This window comes from Rhizobium jaguaris, from assembly GCF_003627755.1.
Lineage (GTDB): Bacteria > Pseudomonadota > Alphaproteobacteria > Rhizobiales > Rhizobiaceae > Rhizobium > Rhizobium jaguaris.
On record NZ_CP032696.1, the window covers coordinates 484,671 to 504,856 of the forward strand.

Below are 20,186 nucleotides of genomic sequence, written 5' to 3' on the forward strand. Positions count from 1 at the left end.
GGTCTTCCGGGGCGCGCCCCGGAAGACCGGCGGCAACGCTAAACTGGGGAAGATTCAAACGGCACTTCTGGGGAGTATTCATCCGGTATCAACAGCAAGTGTGTCGCGCGTCATCTCGCCGGGTTCAGCGGCATCCTGCAAGTGGATGGGTACTCGGCTTATACCAGCATGCTCAAGGAGCGCGCCAAGTCCGGCAGCAATGAAACGATCAAGCTGGCCGGATGCTGGGCACATTTACGCCGAAAATTCTACGAGCTGCATGTCGGCGGCATTAATGACGCTGCAACAGCGTCGATCACAGCGATGACGGAACTTTGGAAGGTCGAGGACGAGATCCGCGGCAGTGATGCCGAAACCCGTGCCACACGTCGTCAGGAGACGTCCGCTGGCATCGTCGCCGATCTCTTCCACTTGTGGGAGAAGGAACTCTCCAAAGTCTCCGGAAAGTCCAAGACTGCGGAGGCGATACGCTACGCCCTGACACGCCGGGAGGCGCTGGAGCACTTCTTGACGGACGGTCGCGTCGAAATCGACTCCAACATAGTCGAGCGTGCCATCCGACCCCAAACAATTACGAGGAAGAATAGTCTCTTTGCCGGTAGCGAGGGCGGCGGAGAGACATGGGCCACGATCGCCACACTTCTACAGACGGCAAAAATGAACAACGTCGATCCGCTTGCCTGGCTATCTCAAACGCTCACCCGCATCGCAAATCGCTGGCCAGCCGCTGATATTGAGCTGCTCATGCCATGGAACTTCGAACCAGACGCCGTCGGCTAACCGCTTACTGAAAAGCCACGAGCTTGACCAGCTTTTGGCCTGGAATTGGAAAAAGCAACGAGAGGCGGAAGGGAAATCCTTGGCGAGAGCAGCGTGAAACAACCCCGGCGCCTACCGATAATGTCCCTTGACGAGCTGGAGGGCTGGTTCGACACGGCCAAGCCAGCACCGCATTGCAGGGGCGTCTCCATGTTGAACGGCTTTCTGACGGGGCTGGCCGCAGGGCCGGTCTTCCTGCTGCCCAATGACTGGATGTGGCATGTTGTCGGCGAACACGAGCAGCGAGCATTCATCGGCAACAAAATGCAGGCTGTTATTGATACGATCGTTGATCACTATAACCTGATAGCACACCAGCTCACCAGAGCTGGTGCTTATGCGCCGATCTACATGCGTACGGATGGCGAGGAGGTTCTCGCTGATGATTGGGCGGACGGGTTCTTTGGCGCGATGAACCTCAGCCTTGAGCAATGGGCACCGCTGTTTGCGGATAAGAAGGCCGGCGAGCCGCTCCTTACCATCTTGACGCAAACCACCAATCCGCAACTGGCTGAGATCATTGCGACGGCTTACCCTAAGCCACTGGAACCCCAACTACTGTTTAAAGAAGCCTGGCGAGCGTTACCCAAAGCCGTCGAGGCCATTTACGCCTATAGCAAGCCCCTGCGCTTTAACCCCGCCGCTCCTGCAAACCAGGCTTAGTAAGTTATCAGCATGAGTATCATGCCTATGCTGATAACTGCAGAAGATCCCACGAGCCTGCAAACGCGACAAGGCCGTCAATAAATATAGCCGTGGGGCGCTCGTGCCGGATACGCTTATTCCGTCATACCGGTAACCAACGACACGGCGCGACAGAGCCCCGCGTTTCGTCTCCGCCGTTTTTGAATGCAATGGAGAATGCAGATTGTGACCGTAACGCCTATCGGCACACCGGTGCCACAACCTGCACCCGCCGTCGTTCGTTGATGGCCCTGCCCGCTCCTCCAAGAAAACACAAGTGCGCCGCCTCCATTGTCGGGTTCGTCAATTTCGCGACACGCCCCTGTCCGATGTAATCCTATCTCACTTTCATTAAACAATTGAAACACAACGATGTTTTTTGCCTGAGCGCCTCGGCATAACTGGCATGACTTTTGAAGCTTTCTCGATTTCGACAGGACAGGAATTGCCAGCGGTGAGCAACTCACCGCCGCGACCTACGAGGAAACTTATGCTTAACGAAGGCCGGACTGCGAAGTCCGAATTTGTCGGAAGTCAGCTCATCGATTTAGTCGCAGCTATAGATGAAATTGCCGTGTCGTTCCCGGACAGGATAGCGATTAAGCACGGTGGGGAAGAACTGACATATGGTGACCTGCGCGTGCAGTCGGATCGAATTGCGAGCACGCTCCGGGAGCGCTGCGCGCAGGTCATTGGCTATTGCGGTGAACGAAACCTCCATTGGGCAACCACAGTCGTCGCAATTCTGAAAAGCGGCTCAACATATTTGCCGCTCGATCCATCCTTGCCGGCCTCCCGCATTTCTTCGATGATCGAGCAGAGTGAATGCACCCTGGTCATCGGGCCGGAAAGACCTGACGCGCTTGGTCTGTTTCAGGAAAACGGCAACTGCAGCCGAGAATTCTTAACGGTTCAGACAGCGCTACTCGGCGGCCGTGCCTCTGCTGCGATGCCAACTTCGGTTGAAAGCCGCCTCGCCTACATTCTTTTTACGTCCGGCTCGACGGGCAAACCCAAGGGAGTAATGGTCAAGCGTGCAGGCTTAAACAATCATTTAACGGCCAAGATAGTTGCACTCGAGCTCAGCGATAAGGACTGTGTTGCACAAACTGCTTCACACGGCTTTGACATCTCACTGTGGCAGCTTTTGGCAGGGTTATGTGTCGGCAGTCGCGTCGCGATCATAGATGATGCGACCGTGAGATCTCCGTTGGCCCTTCTTGAGGCACTGCAGGCACATCGCGTAACAATTGTCCAATTCGTCCCATCGGTGCTCGCGGTATTCGTCGAATATCTGCAGACCCTCTCAGCCGACGAGCGGCTTCTTGGCGTCTTACGCATGGTGTCCACGGTCGGCGAGCCGCTGACGCCCGCATTGGCGCGCGGTTGGCTGACACTCTTTCCTCAAATACCAATTCTCAATCACTACGGCCCGACCGAATGTGCGGATGGAGTTACGCATCATTTGGTATCTCTCCCGCCCAGCACAGCCGACGCATATGTCCCCATCGGTAAGCCGATTGCCAACCTTAGGGTGTATGTCGCCAACGGGTTGCGTCTGTGCAAGACGGGGGAAGTTGGGGAAATTTGTGTTAGTGGAGCCGGTGTCGCTGATGGTTACGTCAACGATAAGGGGCGTACCATGGAAGCGTTTTCGGCAAATCCCTTCTCGGAGCACCCATCGTATCGGCAGCTCTACAAGACCGGCGATCTCGGACGCCTCAGGGCAGACGGCCTGCTGGAGTGCCTTGGTCGACGAGATCGTCAGATCAAGATCCGCGGGCACCGGATCGAACTTGGAGAGATCGAGTCTCGGCTCTGCGCCCATCCTTTGGTAAATGCGGCCGCCGCTATTGCGCCGGTCCCAGAGAGCTTGAAGCTCACGGCTCGGGATATAAACAACAGCGACCGACAAACGGAACCACGACGAATCGTGGCCTATGTGTCGGCTTCTGCCGAACTTTCGGAGCGTGAGCTCAGGAGCTTTGTTGCCGAAGCGCTTCCTGCCTGCATGCTGCCGGAACGCATCATTCGCATCGACCGGATTCCTGTTACCCGAAACGGGAAAGTGGATCTCGCGTCCTTGCCTGATCCGACGACCATTCGGCCGGAGCTGCCGAATCCCTTCGAGGAACCAAAGACGGAACTCGAAAGCACCCTACGGCGTATTTGGTCCAGCGTTCTTCGGATCAAGGATATCGGCGTCAGCGACCAATTTATGGATCTCGGAGGCGACTCGCTCCGAGCGATGCTTATATTGGCTCAGGTTCAGAGGCAGCTCGGGACAAAGGTGGACTTCAGGATCGTCCTGAATGGGACCGTCAGGTCGCTTGCGGCATCGATATCGCGCCAATCCGGCACGACGCAGACGGTGCTACCAGCTTGCGGGAAGCTCAAACGATCACCCCTGACGCGAGTGCAAGAACACCTTTGGTTCCTCTGGCAGCTCGATCCGACCGCAAAAAACTACATGATTCAGGGCGGTGTGCGTATCCGAGGTGCCATCGATCTGATCGCATTCAATAAAGCCTGGAGCGACGTTGTTCAGACGCATGACGCGCTTCGCGCACGTTTCATCGACGAAGAGTGGCCGGTTCAGATTTTTGATGATCCGCCGAGCGCCGATCTGGAGTTGATAGACGCCACCCACCTAAGTGAACAGCAGGCCGAGGAACTTGTGTCGGAACTGCGACGGACGGAGCTCAACAACCCTTTTGATCTCAGCCAGGGCCATTTGTTTCGAGCGCGGATGATCCGTCTTGGCGCGGACGATCACCTCGTGCTGATAACTGCGCACGAAATCATCATAGATGCATGGTCAATTTCGGTCCTGCTCAGAGATTTGCAAACGAGATACTCCCAAGCCGCCGCCTTCTCTCCGACGGATCGCCCATCACTGTCGACCTATGCGCTCTGGGAAAGTGCAAATGTCACGCCGGAGTCGTTGAAGGGCCAACGCCGCTATTGGCGTCGGCAAATAGGCGACAATCCTCCTGTACTTTCGATCGGGAACGATCGAGTGCGGCCGAAAGTGGGCTCCAACCGCGGGAACTCGCATGCGGTTCTTCTTGGCGGCGAGCTGTCTGACCACGTGCGAGACTTTGCGCGCCGGCAAAGGTGCACGACTTCGGCTGTCCTGTTGGCATGTTTCAAGCTTCTATTGCGCATGTATAGCGGCCAAGACGACGTTGTCGTTGGCATGCCGCACGTCGTGCGTAGCCAACCAGGCACCGAGGAAATCGTGGGCTTTTTCCTCAACATGCTGCCAATCCGAACGAAGATCGACATCAATCAGTCTTTTGCGGCTCACGTAGCTCACGTGCAGGACCTCATAAGCGATGCCATCGCGAACTCGGACTATCCATTCAGCTGGATGGTCAGAGATACCCGGTTCCTGCGCGAACATGGTCGATCGCCGATCTTCCAAGTCATGTTCAACATGTACTCCGAGCCTCCGGAGCCATCGGGCAAGCGCGATCTGGAACTGACATTTCGCGAATACGACACGGGTTACGTTAAGTTCGACCTTACCCTTTATGCACAAGACGAAGGCGATGAAATTGCAATGCAACTGGCTTATGCGCAAGACACATTCTCAAGCGATGTGATCGCTCGCATGGCCGATAATCTTCGCCATCTCATTGCTGCCTGTGTCGAGAGGTCTGCCGAGTCGATTGTCGCCCTGAGCGGCCCCAGCCCGTCGGAAATCGCCACCCTAAACTCGCTCAAGGGCGACGAGCAGTCATTCGAGAAGGAGCCTTCGCTTGTGGAGGCGTTCAATCAGGTAAGCGCTTCAAACAGCGATCGGGTGGCGTACTTCGGCGAGTTCGGAGCAATCACGTTTGGCCAACTGCACCACCGAATGGCTACAATCCAGTCGCTTCTGCGAACTTGCGGGGTGGGAGCGGGTGACATCGTTGCCATGCTGGTCGACCGGTCGCCGGATGTAGCGGCAACAACCTTGGCAATCAGGAATTTGCAGGCAACGATCGTGCCGATCTCGCCTGATTACCCAAGGGAACGGGTCGGCCACATCGTAAGACATAGCGGCGCGAGGCTCCTTATTCATGCGGGCACGGACGCGGAGGTGGATTTCGGCGTGCCGTGCGTTGATCTGGCTGTCCTCCAAGCTGCATCCGGCCCTGGCCGGGTCTGGCACCGAACTGTCGAGTTGCCCAATCAGGACGCAGCGAGCTTAATTTACACTTCATCCTCGACTGGGAAGGCGAAGGGCGTTCTCGTACCCGAATCTGCGATACTCAACCGGCTGAACTGGATGTGGCGATGCTTCCCTTTCGACGGCTTCGACGTGATGGTGGCACAGAAGTCAGCGACACTCATTGCCGCGCTATGGGAGTATTTTGGAGGGCTGCTGAAGGGAGTGCCCACGCTGATCCTGACGCAGGAGCAGGTGCTCGACCCCGACCTCTTGTTGAGGGCATTGGCACAGCATCGCGTCACGCGGTTGTTTGCCGCTCCGCCCATTCTGTCCGGTTTAATCGCTTCTCAAAAGCGACATCCGGAAACAACCAACTTGCGCCTGGTCACAAGCAGCGCCGAACTGATGCCGCCATCGCTTCCGATTCGCTGGCGAGAGTGCTTTCCAGATGTGCCGCTGTGGAATTTTTACGGCACGACCGAGTGCGCGTCCAATGCAGCAGTGTACCGAACATCAGACGCCGACGACGGCTCTTCAGCTGTGCCGGTCGGGCGCCCGATCGACAATGTAAAAGTCTACGTTCTTGACGCACACTTGAAGCAGGTTCCCGTCGGAGTCGCAGGTGAACTCTGCGTTGCCGGACGCTGCGTGAGCACCGGGTATTGGAAGGATCCAGAGCGAACAAAACACCGTTTCGTTTCAAATCCGTACGACGAAAGTCAATACAGCATCCTTTATCGCAGCGGTGATATCGCCCGCGTCTCCGCCAAAGGCCTCCTGGAGATTTGCGGTCGAGCAGATAACCAAATTCAGCTTCGGGGTTTCCGAATTGAGCTGGAGGAACTTGAAGCCGCGCTCGTCGCTCATTCCGGCGTTGCGCAGGCCGCCGCATTTGTCCAGGGCGAGGACGATGATCGGCGACTGGTTGCCCTTGTGGTCCCAGCTCTCGACGGCCTGACCTCTGGAGCCATCGTGAACCACCTGCGGCAGACACTGCCCTCCTACATGATTCCGTCGGATGTTCGGATCGTGCACCGTATGCCGCTCACCGCGAGCGGGAAGATAGATCGGGCTCGTCTCTCTTCCGTCTCGTCCCGCAAGATGCGAAGGACCAAATCCGCTAAGCCGCGAACGGAGAGGCAGCGACTCCTTGCCGATATCTGGCACGAGCTGTTGGGCGCCAAATCTGTCGGCATCGATGATAGCTTCTTTGATATCGGCGGAAATTCGCTCCTCAGCGTGCGGTGCGTTACACTGGCGCGTAAAGCGGGACTGAACTTGACCGTCAGCCAACTGCACCGGACACCAACAATCCGCGAGCTGGCAACGCACCAGTCCGCGGCCACGACTTATGCCGAGCCCGTTTCCGATGAACCGCTGCCAATGACCCCTGCAGTCTCACATTGGAATAGTCGTGTCGGAATCGGCGATCACTACAACATCGGCGATCTCTTCTTCATGCCCGCCGGCCTCTTGAATGTCTCCACTCTTGAACATGCGCTTGCGCATATCACCGGCCGGGAGGAAGGACTGAGGCTCCGAATCGTGCAAACAGAGAACGGCCTCTCTCAGGCGATCGGATCGATACCCCGAGCCCTCGTAGAGGAAATAGACCTTGTCGGTGTAGACACATCGGAACAACGCGCGGTCATTGAGCGCTCCTGTGCGGAGCGTCAGCGCTCGTTTCGATTTGACGGTCGCACACCCCTTATCAGGGTCTCAGCTTTCCGGACGTCGGAAAGCGGCGATTACTATTTGCTCGTTCTGCTGCATCACTTCGTAGCAGACGGGGTCGGATACAGATTGTTCCTGAGTGCACTGGACGCAGCTTACAAGTCGTTTGCTGCCGGCCAAACCGGAGCGGTTACAGAGAACACGACCCTGACCCAATGGCTGAAGCGTTTGGACAAATACGCGAATGGCGAAGCCGAAACGGAGCTGGAGCACTGGGAAGGCATTCGATATGAGCGATTTGACATGGGTGTGAGCGACGCCGGGTCGTGTGCGGCGGGCTTTTCAACCGAAACGGCCAAACGCCTCCATCATGCAGGCTCGGAGGAGCATATCGATGAAGACTTCTGCACGCCACTCTGGAAAGACCAGGCGACATATCATCTAAGGATCAATGAGGAGACAACGGGGAAACTTCTCAAGGTTGCGGCGAGGTCTGCACATTGCGAGGATTTTGATCTCGTGCTGGCGGCTATTTCGGGGGCATTTGGCCGCGCTTTTGGAAATTATTCCCTCTGGATTGACAGCCTCACCTCGACGAGGGGACATCTATTCGAGGATATCGACCCGTCTCAAATCATTGGTTACGTCGGTGAACTGGTGCCACTTCCGTTATTCCTTACCGGAATGGAGTCTCGCCTGGACCGCGCCCGCTCCATATATCGGCAACGCAGCTCACTGCCGCGCCAAGGCATAGGTTTCCGTGCTCTGAAGTTCTTGAACCAGAACCCTGCTTTGCGCGAGCGGATCGATCGTCTGCCGTTACCCCGCATCGGGCTAAACTATCGAGCTAGGCTACAACATCATTATCCCCGCCGTCTGCTATGCAAGGATCCAGATCCATTGTGGCTCGGCGAAGATATGGATCAGTCAGTTATGAACTACCTCTTCTGGTTTCGCATCGGATACCAATCGGGTGAACTACGAATCGAAACGAGATATGATCCACGGCAAGTCGGCTTCGAAACGACCCGCGATCTCTGCACAATCTTCCGCGACGAACTCCTCCAGACTGTCGATGCATTAGGAGAGCCCGCACAACGAGCCAACTACGGATGAGCCCGCCGGAGCGATCGATGAAGAGCAAAGAAGAGCGCATGGCTTCGCCGGCGGAGCATACCAGTTTGTCGGACGGCAAGGTGTCCAGCCTCATCATGCGGCTTGCCATTCCCTCCATTATCGGTTTGTCGATCAATGCACTTCAGCAGTTCGTGAATGCAATCTTTGTTGGAAGGCTCGGCGCGCAGGCTATCGCCGCCGTCAGCGTAGCTTTGCCCTTGGTCGTCCTGCTCACCGCAGTCGGGCAGGGGATCGGCGTCGGCACGGCATCGTTCGTGTCGCGCAATCTTGGCGCCGGCAATTCCTTGGAGGCGAATCGCGGCGCGAGCTTGGCGCTCGCTCTAGCGGCGCCGATCGGAGTGACACTTACCGGCGCTCTGCTTTTCGGTTTGCGCGACGTTCTTGCTTTGCTCGGTGCCAGTCCGACAATAATGCCAGCCGCACTCGACTACGCATCGACGCTCCTATTTGGTTACACTCTGATGTTGTTGAATATGGTCAACGGGTTTGTCGCGAGGGCTGAGGGCAATACACGCTTCAGCATGTGGACCATGATTACGGCTTTTGCGCTGAATGCCCTGCTCGATCCGATTCTGATTTTTTCCCTGCATCTCGGAATTCGTGGGGCGGCGCTCGCAACATTTTTGGCGCAGCTCGCCGCCACTGGCCTCTACATTCTATATTTCGTGAAACAATTGGGAATTGTCCGTGTCCGCATCTCCTACATAACTTTGGGGGGTGGCCGCGTAAAACAGCTCGCCGCCATCGGCGCGCCTGCAACCATCACAGGTATTTTGTCTGCTCTTGCGTTCGTGCTCTTGAACAGGGCAGCTGCACAATTCGGCGACAATTCCGTTGCCGCTGTGGGCATAGCTGCACGATTGTTGACAATCGGGGCCCTCCCGATCATGGGCCTATGCATAGGCTCCCAGGCGGTTCTCGGTTTCAGCTGGGGAGCACAGGATTTCGCTCGAGTACAGAGGGCCGCGAAGTTCATGCTCTCCATAGCGGTTGCATTTTCAGTTACCTTTTCTGCTGTGGTCGTGATTTTTGCTCGGCCAATCGTCCGACTTTTCAGCAGCAGCGAGGACATGACTGAAATCGCTGTCTCGACCTGCATCATGTTCCATCTCTTTTTCGGGCTTTTTGGTGTTCAGCATGTAGCGATAACGATGCTTCAGTCCTTCGGGAAAGCACGTCTGAGTGCGGTCGTTTCCTTCGCGAGGCAAGGATATCTGTTCGTACCAGCCATACTGCTATTGCCCGCAATTTGGGGCTTCAAAGGACTGTTAATCAGCCAGGCAACTGCTGAACTCGCGGCCGGGCTGCTCGCGGTGTTTGTCATAGTCAGGCAGTTCGGCGATCTCAAAGGAATGCTCGTTTCCCGGCAAGCGGTTGGTTAAGGCTGAGAGTTGATGCGAACGTGGCAATGATTACGGATCCGCTTGGGATTGACCAGCCAATCCAAAAACGAGTGTCATGCTTACCCATGGCAATTTGATTTTAACGCCGAGGGCGAGATGCGCCAATCCGCCAGCGCGATTTTGGGCGAGTTCCCGAACAAGCAGGACGTGCTCGAATGAGAGGAAATCTCATGCTAGAAAAGCTGCTCCCGCCGAATGTTGCTGTGCAAACTTCTCGAGCAAGTGACGGCCCCGAAATCCAAGTGATGGCCGAAGAAGAGAGTGCAATTGCCACAGCGGTCAAAGGCAGAAGGCGTGAATTTTCGATCGGGCGGGCATGTGCCAGGGCGGCATTGTGCAAACTTGGCTTTCCGTCTTGCCCGGTCCCAAGCGGGCCTAACAGGGAACCGCTTTGGCCGTCTGGAATCGTTGGCAGTATAACTCATTGCGTCGGATTCTATGCAGCGGCGGTGGCCATGAAGAAGGACTTCATTGCGCTTGGAATCGATGCCGAAGTCGATGCAGAGCTGCCCACAGGAGTGTTGTCGCTCATTTCGAGCGACGAGGAGCGACATTGGATCGCGAATGCATCCGGGCATGTCAATTGGGGACGGCTGCTCTTCAGCGCTAAGGAGAGCATCTTCAAGGCGTGGTTTCCGCTTACACGTGAATGGCTGGACTTCGAGGATGCCGTGGTCACCATCATTCCGGACGACGGCTCATTCGTCGCTCAGCTTCCACACACGTGCGTGCCGGCAAAGGATTGTCCACGGGAACTCCGCGGCCGCTTCATGATTTCAAATGGCCTAATACTAACCGCAGTATTGCTTGACGGGCCGCAACCATTGGATGAATCTTTTGCGGTTGAATGGGTCGCAGCAGACGGCGTCGAGCCTGGATAATAAGGCGTTGCGGGGTTTGCTCCATGGCACAGCGAAGTTTCAACACGCACACACAAGACCAACTTTCTTCGGACCGGTTCGACAGAGAATCTCGGCTTTGACTGTTTTAGTGTCGGCCGATGCGATGCTTTAAAATGTGTCGAGGAGTATGGCGAGCGCATGAGAATAAGCCGCTGCTTTGATGGCGCAACGTAACCGCCCGATTGTGACCGTGGGGAATATGTCTTGACACGCTCGACGACCTTTTCGTCGAGGACGAAGCAATCGAGGAACTCTTGCCATGTTTCCGCAGACCTACGCGCGTCGCTAAGCATCTGCCTGAGTTCGTCAACGCCATCGTCTGTCAAAGCTGACGTACTCTCGTCGTCTCCAGTCACGACGCTGATGATATTGCCATAGGTCAGGTTGTCATCATTGCTGATGATCTCCCGGAGAAGGTCGACATCCTCATTGAGGATTTCGGCGACATAGTCGATGGTGAAGACGAAGCGGACCGTTGCCATCAGGCGGCCTCGGCGCAGATGACTGCCACCGTCGGCACCCAGTTCCATGGGAGCAGTTCGGCGAGGCGATTGATCTTGTGATCCTGAATGCGGTCGAGCACGTCAGCCAGATAGGCCTGAGGATCAAGGCCATTCATCTTGGCGGTCTCGATAATTGTCATGGCCCGCGCCAGGGTTTCTGCTCCAGTGTCAGCGCCCGCGAAGAGCCAGTTTCGTCTTCCAACGCCGATCGGACGCAACGCCCGTTCTGCGGCATTGTTATCGATTGCGACACGGCCGTCTTCCAGGAACAGGCAGAATGAGGACCACCTGCTCAGGCCATACCTGAAAGCGCCAGCCAGATCGCTCTTGCCGGGGATACGGGTCAGTTGCGCTTCGGCCCAGACGCGCAAGGCTTCGACCTTTGCCTTGCTGTGCTTCTGGCGCGCGGCGAGACGGATATCGGCAGACTTGCCTGCAACCTCGCGCTCGATGTCGTAAAGCGCGCCGATACGGTCGAGCGCCTCGCGGGCGATCTCGGATTTGTTCGAGGTCCAGATATCATGGAAGTCGCGCCGCCAATGCGCCCAACATGAAGCTTCCTGGAAGCGGCGTGTCCCGTCCGGTCCGGCCTCATACAACTTCGCGTAGCCTTTGTAGCCGTCGGCCTGAAGGATGCCGCTCGCCTGCTTGAGGTGACGGTGAACGTGCTCTTCCTTCCAGTCGGGAGCAAAATAATAGACCGCACCGGGCGGAGCTATGCCCGCCCATGGGCGTTGGTCCCGGACATAGGTCCAGAGCCGGCCCTTCTTCACCCCTTTCCCCAGCCCCTTGTCGCGCAGAGAACGATCCAGAACCCGGATCGGCGTGTCGTCGGCGTGGAGAAGGTCGCTGCTCATGATCGCCGCCTCGATCAACTCGATCAGCGGCAGGAGCACCCGCATGGCGCGGCCGCACCAATCGACCAGCGTGCTGTCGGGGATATCAACGCCCATGCGGGCGAAGATTTCGTTCAGGCGATAGAGCGGCAGGTGGTCGTCAAACTTCGAGACCAGGATGTAGGCGAGCAGTCCAGCGCCCGCCATGCTGCCCGGTATCGGACGGCTGGGCGCGGGCAACTGCACCATCTTCTCGCAGCAGCGGCAGGACTTCTTCAGCCGAGCAATCTCGATGACCTTCATCTGTGCGGCGATCATGTCGAGGATTTCGCTGACGTCTTCACCGACAAGCCGCAGTTCGCCACCGCAATCGGGGCAGTGCGTGCCAGGATCGAGTTCCCTGCGCTCGCGAGCGGCCTTGTCCGACACGCGCGGACGGCGGCGCATGGTCTTTTCCGGCATGCTTGCCTCAGACTCCGCACGCACGGTTTCCTCGACGTCGGCGAGCGGCTCGCTGCTGCTTTCCGAGGCGGCAATCATCAGGTCCTCCAGCGCCAGTTCCAACTGCTGGATTTCCCGCTCGATTTTTTCCGACGATTTGCCGAAGCCATGTTTCTTCAGCCTGGCGATGCGCAGCCGCAGCGATTGGATCAACTGGTCATGCGCCTGCAGGGTCGCCGACATCTTCGCGTTTTTCGCCTCAAGCGCAGCGATCATTGCCTTCAGGAAGGCCGGATCATCGGGAAGATTTTGGCTCGCGCTCGACATGAACCTGACTACCACAGGTCAGAGCCAACATCCATAAAAACACGCAGATTCAGTGGGATAATTCAACTAACGCGGGCCGGAGGAGAGCCCCAGTCCGGCCGCCGCCAATCAATCCCTTCCCAGAGCATCGCCAGTTGAGCAGACGTCAACCGGGCTGCCCCATCTACTGCCGACGGCCATGGAAACCGCCCTTTCTGCAGGATTTTATAATAAAGGCAGAACCCCTGACCGTCAAAATACAAAAGCTTCAAACGGTCGCCCCGCCTCCCGCGAAACGCGAAGACCGCACCTCCCGTCGGCTTCTGGCGCAGCACATCCTGGGCAAGAGCAGCCAGCCCCTCGATCCCCTTGCGCATGTCCGTGACACCGCAGGCAAGGTAAACCCGAACACCTGTCCCAGGCCCGATCATACCGCCTCGATTGCCCGGATCAGGCGCTTCAGAGCAACCACGTCAACATCGCCGCTGAAGCGAAGGTTTCGTCCGCAGCGCAATTGCAACTCCATCATCGCAGGCAAAACCTGCATGCCATCGACAGTCCGAGCCTCTTCGTTGTCTCCAGGGGGCGGCATGTCCAGCGGCAGAAACACTGGGGTCGGAGGTGGCAACAGCAGGCCCTTCTTCCGCAACTCACGCCGCCAGGTATAAATCTGCTGCCGCGTGACCGAATACCGGCGCGCTACCTCAGTCACCGACGCGCCATCGAACCCCACCGACAGCACGATCTCCAGTTTGCTCTCATCACTCCAACGTCGGCGACGTTCATCGCCGAGAATTTCCACGCGCATCGCAGGCCTCGCCTAAAACACGTCGCTAACGACGTCGTTATAGACGGGTCATAAATAAGCGCGGCTATTTCCAACAGGCGGCCACAATCGGGCGGTTACGGCGCAACCCGCCACCCGGCGGCGGGTCTTCTGCTTCCAGCACGCGAGCCCCGAAACTGCAAGGCGCGAATGCGGGGCATTGCGTGCTCCCCCTCGCCTGCATTGAAAAGACCTTCCAGAACAACTCGGCGCTCCGTATGCGTGCATTTGAGGAGATCTGCGTGCTTGATCAATTGAGCGGTGGTAGGGTCGAGTAAGGTATAGGGCGCAGCTCTCTTTCCGATCGAGCTAGCTTACTTTGGAATTGGTGCGGACGCAGTAAGGTAAGGCGTTTCTCATTCAACTATCTCAACTTTGATCGGCGACCGGGCCTTAACCCAAGCCAACTATGAAGTGCGGATGCGATTGTCGTTGCCCTGGGCGCGCTCCAGCCCGTAGACATCGCCCTTAAGCTCCGTCGCTTGCGCCAGCACTCCGGCGATGAGGTCCAGCTCCTCGGCAGTCAGGACGAGGTCGGAGACGGCGAGGTTCGAGGCCAGATGCGAGCGGTTGTGCGCGCCGATGATGACCGCCGCAACACCCGGCCGGCCGAGCATCGCAGCGCTGGCGACCGTGGCGATGTCGGTCCCCTGCCGATCAGCGATCTGGCGCAGCGTCGCCAAGAGCGCCTGAAACAGGTCCCAGCCGCCGATATCGTCGATAACCCGCTTGTATTTGACCAGCGAACGGTTCTCCAGCTGCCCCGACGGCTCCGGCGCTCCAAGCCACCTGTCGCCGAGGAAGCCGCCGGCGACGGTGCCATAGCACAGGAGCGAGACGCCGTTCTCTACCGCCGCCTCAGCCATGCGCAGTGCGGGGCGACGGTCAAGCAGCGAGTACTGCACCTGCATGGAGGTGAGCGCCACTCCGGCCTTGACGATCTCCAACATATGGTCGGTGTCGAAATTGGTGCCGCCGATCTTATCAACCTTACCGGTGCGGCGAAGATCGTCCAGCCACAACGCCGCGTCCAGCCAACCTGGCACCCGGTATTCCCACCAGTGAAGCTGAACGAGATCGAGCCGCTCCTGGTTGAGACGCCTCAACGACTGGTCGATCATGCTCGCTATATAGGACTTGCTGATGCGCGGCAGACTGTCGAAGTCGGGCACAAACTTGGTGTGCACTTTGATCCGGGCCAGCGCCTGTTCCCCGCGCAAATCCCCGTAGCGTGTCCTGAAGCGGCCGATCAGTTCTTCGACGCCGGCATAAATGTCGGCACAATCGAAGGTGGTGATGCCCGCGTCCGCGAAGGCCACCATGTCGGCGACCGGGTCGTCACTGCGGACGGTGCGATGGCCGCTCGCCAATTGCCATCCACCATGGATCACACGCGAGATCTCGTAATTTGGAGCAAGCTGGAGTCTCTGCATTTTTAACCTTATAACAGTCACCATGGAGCGGCTGGACCAGCGCGGGCCGCTCAAATCCCAGAATTAGACATTTAGAACAGACGCCAGCGGGTCTGCAGTTTCGTGGTTTGAACGCGCTGATCGTGACGACGTCGTGGCCGCTGCATCTGCATGACCACGGGGCCTTCCCGCCGTTGCCTTACCCGCGCACATGGCCGCCTGTCCGCTCTCGGTGTTCGTGCCGACCCGCTGCAACAGCGATCGGCCCGCCTCCGCATAGTGCCGCTGCTGGACCATCGCGTGTTGCGCCGCTGCCTGCAGGTCGCGCAACCGCCGCTGCAGAGGCGAACTCTCATAAACCGCGGCACCGCCCGCGAGCGTAAAGCAGGCTTGCGCGGCGCAAGCACAGATAGTGGCAGTCCAGATTCCCGTCTGTATGCCCTGCGCATAGAGAGCTTGGCCGTTCAACGTGTCCGCCACAGCGTGCCGCCAGTGGCTGTCGGCCTGAACCTGCATGGCCGCCCGCGCCGCCCGCACATCTGCCTCGATTCTACCCAGTTCGCCCTGGGCCATCTCGGACTCGCGCATCGGCGCCGGGGCTTGAAGCTGCTGTCGGCCGTTATGGACAAGCTCGGCAAGATCCCACAACGCGCCCTCGGCGATGCCCACGCAGACAGCCCCAAGAAGCACCGACTGAAGATGCCGCCACGATTGATACAACGGCCCCGGTTCGCACGTTGCCCCCTCTGGAAAATCGAAAAAATTGGCCTCCGGCGCCAACGCATTTTCAAGGACTATGTGGTGACTGCCGGTACCTCTGAGGCCGGAGGCATGCCAAGTATCTTCGATCTGCCAGGCCGATGCCGGCAATGCGACACACCGGACAAGGGGCCGCCCGGCATCCCCTGCGGGCCCACAAAGAGCCTTGCCGCCTTCCGACATGACACAAAGGCCCATCATCCAGTCGGCGTCTTGGCAGCCGCTGGCGAACGGCCAACGCCCGTTCACACGCCATCCGCCTGGTACTCTCTCGGCCGTGCCCGCCGGCGAGTAGACGCCAGATATAATGACGTCCGACTTGTCACGATACATCAGATCGTAGGTCTGTCTCGGCAATCGAGGACTCACAATGGCCGAGGCGCTGCCGATCATCGCGGTCCACCCGACTGAGCCGTCGAGTCGAGCCAAAGCGCTGATCACTTCCATTCCCGAGAGTAAATCCAGCTCAAACCCGCCACGGCTGCGTGGCGCGAACATGCGGTATACTCCGATCGACCGTAACTTCTCGATAAGATCTGACGGCATGCGGCGTTCGGCTTCGATCTCGGCTGCACTGGCCAGCACCGCGGGAGCTAGATCGTGAATTGCATCGAGCATCCGCCCCACAGCGGATGTTCCCGATTCCGTGTCGCGAGAGCGGCATTGGCCGCTTGCGCCCGCCATGTGAGCCGTACCATTTGTCCGGCGGATAGCATCAATCTGATCCGTCAATTTCTGCATTGCCATCGCTATTTTTAGGAATTGTGGTGCCGCTTGCCTGTAATACATGCAGTGCGACGGTGGTGGGTTTGCGGCTTTGGCGCGTTACATGGCTCCATCCCGCGCTTCGCGTGCCGTTCCTTCCTTGGCAGCCTTCAGATCGGCGGCGGTCGATATGCGGCTGGGCTTTTGCAAAGCAGTGTGAATGTTCACTTTTGTCCTAATCCCTTTTGCCGTGACCTGTGATCACGTCCGATGTGTGTCTGCGGACCTCCGATGCTGGCTTGCCGAAATGCAAATCAAGTCCGCCATAGCTGCTAGAGCATTGAAGGAGAGTTCCGTGCGAAAGGCCGGTGAGCTGATCATGTAATTTTCCTCGTCTTGCGTGCCAGCGTGGCCGGCGATCCGACGCAAGTGCCATGCCAATCGAAAAGTCATTGGCAAACAACATGATCACTCCGCGACGCATTGTTTGATCCCCGACATTGTCTCACAGCTGACAACGTTCGATCGACACCCGAGCGGTCACGGTGGGCCATCATCTCATCCTTCGGCACACAACGGCCCAGAGGCTCGTCCCATGCTGATTTGGAAACGACGTTCAAATCTGAGGCGAATCTATTATTGCAGATGATTGCCAAACTATTCGCTCGGCGTCCGAGATCGCTAGGAGATTGCCATTGAGTTCCTCAAGTCGTTTTGCTGAATACGCTCTGGGACATTCAGAATTGGAGATGCGCAGGCTGATCCTGCAGGCCGCGGCACTGCGGCCGATGACAGAGCGATTGCTTCGCGCAGCCGGGCTAGCTCCGGGCATGCGGGTGCTCGATCTCGGCTGCGGCCCCGGCGATGTGTCCCTTCTGGCGGCAGAGCTGGTCGGCCGGTCCGGAGCGGTACTAGGCGTGGATCGCAGCGAGGAAGCGCTCGTCACGGCGCGGGCACGGGCAAAGGAAATGGGTCTGGCGCAGATCCGCTTCCTGCATGCGGCGGCCGACGAGGCCGTCGACACCGTTATGGCCGACAAACGGTTCGACGCCGTCATCGGCCGCTTCGTCCTATGCTATCTGCCGGATCCGATCGACACGCTTCGCCGGGCGGTCGCGCGATTGGCACCGGGCGGCATTCTGGCGTTCCATGAGGTGGATTTCCTCGATGAGTTCCGCTCCCGTCCTTTGGTGCCGCTGTGGCAGCAGGCGGGACAGTGGCTGCTAGAAAGCTTCCGGCCGACGATAGCGCATCCGGACATCGCCGGTCGGCTGGTTGAGGCTTTCGAGACGGCCGGGCTGCCGATGTCGGGGCTGTTCTGCGAATGTCCAGTCGGCGGCGGCACAGCCTCGCCGCTTTATGCTTGGCTGGCGGAACGCGTGCGTAGCGTGCTGCCGCTGCTGCTTCAATCCGGTGCGGCCACTTGTGAGGAGGTGGGCATCGACTCGCTGGAGGTGCGGCTACAGCAGGCGGTCGTGGCCATGAGCAGCCAGGTCGCTGCCCCTGCCCAGGTCTGTGCTTGGGCACGTAAGTCCTGCGGTGAGGACTCGCGACTGGCCCGATGATGCGGTCGGCCATCGGCCGACGTATCAAATTTTGCGTCCACCTTGATGATTTTGGCTTCCGGATTTTTTCCGCTCTCCTCCATATTCAGTAGATCGCACATGCCTTTGGCACGTTCGTTGCAAATGTTCGGTGAGCGGCACACCAAGTTTGCGCATCTGTGGACATTGCCTCCCAGAGATCCCACCCTCGCCTTAAAACGGACTTCAATTAATTCAAAATCTGCATTGCTTTTAAAAAATTCGAACTATATCGTTTCCACAGGCGATTTGTCCCTATTGTCGCCTAAGCGGCCGCACCTGCGGCCAGTGGGCCGCCTGATCACCCCTCTAGGCGGCCCAAACTTTGATTACTTTTGAATTCGCGCTGCCATCAACTTTGCGGCAATTGACGCGTGAGTCCCGACCGGTACCTGCGATCAATCACGTCGCGGTCACCAATCGTCGGAAAGTCACTATCAGATTTCGCAATACCTGAAGCTTACCCAGCTACATCTGCAAGGCCGAACCATGAGACTATCTGTCGATATGGCTATTCTCAGGAGGTCGGGATTTGTAGCTGGCGCATCATTTGCCAGAACGAAGGCGGCAGCGGGGCGGTCCATTCGTCATCAAGCAAGGGCAGTGCATTGGGGCACAACGGCTCGCCTGAGTGTCCAGTTCTCGGCGTCTTCCCGACATGTGTCAATTTTAGCGATGTGACGACAGAGCTTTGTTTGGCAGTTTCTTTGCCGTTCTTTGCTAAGCTGTTGAAAGTAAACCAAGATGTTTCACCCAAACGTTATCACCCAAATGGCATGAATATTGATGCCGTTCATTGAGAGACGGCGCGAGCTGTTTCCTCGCGCAGAGCCGAGCAATGTCTCAATGGGGCTAAACGACTGGAGACAGACGCGCTGGTCACGAAGCTGGCTGTGGCGGATCGTAATCGTGCGGAAAATCCTTGTCATAGCGCTAGAGCCCGTTTGAGATCGTCATGCTCGAAAGGGCTGGCCATGCGGTTGATCCGGCCGCACGAGCCCCAACCGCCTTGGCCATATCGGGCCAGATCGCCGTCACCGTCGCCACATCTTTGATAACGGTGCGGGTCTGCGCCAGCGTGAGCGCAAGGAACTCCGAAGCGGCCACTAGCAGGTCGACCGAGCAGGCGAGGTCTAGAGACGAGCCGGGCGCGAAAATGAGCTGAAGGTCCTCATCTGTCACTTCATCTCTTAGAATGCGCTCGGTGATTTGAAGCAGCCGTCCACGTTCAATAAGGGCCGGCAATCCCGGCGCGGATAGGCGCCTGGAAAACGTCCTGGTCCACCGAAATCGAAGCGCGCTAGGCCAATCGGCCGCGAGCGACCGTTGAGGTCGATGTGTACTTCGAAGTCAACCATTGCAGATGATCCAGTTGGCCGCTTGGGGTGGGCATGCTTGGGCAATTGCGCGCTGGCGAGGGCCTGACCGATGCTGTCATTGCTGATGTCGGCGACGTGGCTCAGTCCGTCGAGTAGGCCAAGCGCCTGCAAAACGCTTGCGTAGATGCCAATGCTGACATTGGTGTCACCAGCTTCGACCCTTTGCAGCGTCGAACGCGACGTGAACGCGCGCTCAGCCACGACTGCCATCGGTAGCCGTCGGCGTCGGCGGGCATCGTGAATGTCCGCTCCGAGTTTACGCAGCGCTCGTCCTCGCACCGCAGCGGGAGGGTTATGGGGAGTGGGAATTTGAGACCTTCGTACTACAGATTGCCAGCATATGTAGCGCGAAACTTACATAACCTCTATAGGTTGCATGATAGTTATGTCTGAAAAGGGAGCCGTTCCTCTAAAAAGGAGAGATGTAACTCAGCCCGCTTTCTCCACCGGGTGCCGATGGCGGCCAATGCTCGAGCGCACGCCTCACCACGGTTCGGGTATCGCAGCCGGCAGATCGAAACCCTGTCGATGCAACCGAGCGTCGTTGTGTGAAACTTCCGTCGAAGCAGCCCAATCCCGCTCTTTGTCGATGGCGTCCTGGCCAGGTTCCGGATCTTCCACGATCAACCCACAAGGGGTCCGCTAGTCAAGCTGCGGC

11 protein-coding genes and 6 pseudogenes are annotated in these 20,186 nt (G+C 58.0%); 9 read left to right on the top strand and 8 right to left on the bottom strand.

The window, feature by feature from the left end:
• Positions 1-72 precede the first annotated feature (72 nt).
• The 7 genes and pseudogenes from tnpC (CCGE525_RS36560) to CCGE525_RS39410 all read left to right on the top strand — a co-directional run.
• Positions 73-780: pseudogene (gene tnpC / locus CCGE525_RS36560) on the top strand (IS66 family transposase); the annotation flags it as partial.
• A gap of 93 nt (positions 781-873) precedes the next feature.
• Complete coding sequence (locus tag CCGE525_RS36565) at positions 874-1,482, top strand: UPF0149 family protein (RefSeq protein ID WP_120709214.1); 609 nt, start codon at positions 874-876, stop codon at positions 1,480-1,482.
• 511 nt (positions 1,483-1,993) lie between these two features.
• Entirely contained in the window at positions 1,994-8,452 is a 6,459-nt protein-coding gene (locus CCGE525_RS36570) for a non-ribosomal peptide synthetase (RefSeq protein WP_120709128.1), read from the top strand.
• A gap of 17 nt (positions 8,453-8,469) precedes the next feature.
• Complete coding sequence (locus tag CCGE525_RS36575) at positions 8,470-9,855, top strand: MATE family efflux transporter (protein ID WP_120709215.1); 1,386 nt, start codon at positions 8,470-8,472, stop codon at positions 9,853-9,855.
• A gap of 48 nt (positions 9,856-9,903) precedes the next feature.
• Entirely contained in the window at positions 9,904-10,035 is a 132-nt protein-coding gene (locus CCGE525_RS39650; RefSeq protein WP_281024689.1) for a hypothetical protein, read from the top strand.
• 86 nt (positions 10,036-10,121) lie between these two features.
• Positions 10,122-10,319, top strand: a pseudogene (locus CCGE525_RS39405) (4'-phosphopantetheinyl transferase family protein); the annotation flags it as partial.
• 12 nt (positions 10,320-10,331) lie between these two features.
• Complete coding sequence (locus CCGE525_RS39410) at positions 10,332-10,757, top strand: 4'-phosphopantetheinyl transferase family protein (protein ID WP_245472475.1); 426 nt, start codon at positions 10,332-10,334, stop codon at positions 10,755-10,757.
• A gap of 209 nt (positions 10,758-10,966) precedes the next feature.
• On the opposite strand, the pseudogene CCGE525_RS39415 reads toward CCGE525_RS39410, so the two are convergent.
• The 4 genes and pseudogenes from CCGE525_RS39415 to tnpA form a co-directional block, all read right to left on the bottom strand.
• Positions 10,967-11,260: pseudogene (locus tag CCGE525_RS39415) on the bottom strand (hypothetical protein); the annotation flags it as partial.
• Positions 11,260-12,885: an IS66 family transposase gene (gene tnpC / locus CCGE525_RS36590; RefSeq protein WP_120703086.1), complete on the bottom strand. Its 1,626-nt coding sequence runs from the start codon at positions 12,883-12,885 to the stop codon at positions 11,260-11,262. The pseudogene CCGE525_RS39415 and the gene tnpC (CCGE525_RS36590), both read right to left, overlap by 1 nt.
• 62 nt (positions 12,886-12,947) lie before the next feature.
• The gene (gene tnpB / locus CCGE525_RS36595; protein ID WP_120703085.1) at positions 12,948-13,295 is read right to left on the bottom strand and encodes an IS66 family insertion sequence element accessory protein TnpB; all 348 of its coding nucleotides are present in this window, start codon (positions 13,293-13,295) and stop codon (positions 12,948-12,950) included.
• Positions 13,292-13,672, bottom strand: a complete 381-nt coding sequence (tnpA, locus tag CCGE525_RS36600) for an IS66-like element accessory protein TnpA (RefSeq protein ID WP_120703084.1) — start codon at positions 13,670-13,672, stop codon at positions 13,292-13,294. The genes tnpB and tnpA overlap by 4 nt, the downstream gene beginning before the upstream one ends.
• Before the next feature lie 236 nt (positions 13,673-13,908).
• Between tnpA and CCGE525_RS39420 the strand changes: the two are divergent.
• Positions 13,909-14,029: pseudogene (locus CCGE525_RS39420) on the top strand (LLM class flavin-dependent oxidoreductase); the annotation flags it as partial.
• Between the two features lie 68 nt (positions 14,030-14,097).
• Here the strand turns inward: CCGE525_RS39420 and CCGE525_RS36610 are convergent.
• The gene (locus CCGE525_RS36610) at positions 14,098-15,123 is read right to left on the bottom strand and encodes an aldo/keto reductase (RefSeq protein WP_120709130.1); all 1,026 of its coding nucleotides are present in this window, start codon (positions 15,121-15,123) and stop codon (positions 14,098-14,100) included.
• A gap of 63 nt (positions 15,124-15,186) precedes the next feature.
• Positions 15,187-16,479 (bottom strand): acyl-CoA dehydrogenase family protein, encoded by a 1,293-nt coding sequence (locus CCGE525_RS36615; protein ID WP_120709216.1) that lies wholly within the window; start codon positions 16,477-16,479, stop codon positions 15,187-15,189.
• Positions 16,480-17,261: 782 nt separating this feature from the next.
• Here CCGE525_RS36615 and CCGE525_RS36620 point away from each other — a divergent pair.
• On the top strand, positions 17,262-18,131 hold the full coding sequence (locus CCGE525_RS36620; RefSeq protein ID WP_162950439.1) for a class I SAM-dependent methyltransferase: 870 nt from the start codon (positions 17,262-17,264) through the stop codon (positions 18,129-18,131).
• 943 nt (positions 18,132-19,074) lie between these two features.
• On the opposite strand, the pseudogene CCGE525_RS36625 reads toward CCGE525_RS36620, so the two are convergent.
• Positions 19,075-19,434 (bottom strand): annotated as a pseudogene (locus CCGE525_RS36625) (hypothetical protein); the annotation flags it as partial.
• Positions 19,435-19,510: 76 nt separating this feature from the next.
• Positions 19,511-19,837, bottom strand: a pseudogene (locus CCGE525_RS36630) (helix-turn-helix domain-containing protein); the annotation flags it as partial.
• Positions 19,838-20,186 lie beyond the last annotated feature (349 nt).

Bases quoted from the DNA above. Each gene is read 5' to 3' on its own strand.
- CCGE525_RS36570 (WP_120709128.1), top strand. From the start codon at position 1,994: ATGCTTAACGAAGGCCGGACTGCGAAGTCCGAATTTGTCGGAAGTCAG.
- CCGE525_RS36575 (WP_120709215.1), top strand. From the start codon at position 8,470: ATGAAGAGCAAAGAAGAGCGCATGGCTTCGCCGGCGGAGCATACCAGT.
- CCGE525_RS39410 (WP_245472475.1), top strand. From the start codon at position 10,332: ATGAAGAAGGACTTCATTGCGCTTGGAATCGATGCCGAAGTCGATGCA.
- tnpC (WP_120703086.1), bottom strand. From the start codon at position 12,885: ATGTCGAGCGCGAGCCAAAATCTTCCCGATGATCCGGCCTTCCTGAAG.
- tnpB (WP_120703085.1), bottom strand. From the start codon at position 13,295: ATGATCGGGCCTGGGACAGGTGTTCGGGTTTACCTTGCCTGCGGTGTC.
- tnpA (WP_120703084.1), bottom strand. From the start codon at position 13,672: ATGCGCGTGGAAATTCTCGGCGATGAACGTCGCCGACGTTGGAGTGAT.
- CCGE525_RS36610 (WP_120709130.1), bottom strand. From the start codon at position 15,123: ATGCAGAGACTCCAGCTTGCTCCAAATTACGAGATCTCGCGTGTGATC.
- CCGE525_RS36615 (WP_120709216.1), bottom strand. From the start codon at position 16,479: ATGCTCGATGCAATTCACGATCTAGCTCCCGCGGTGCTGGCCAGTGCA.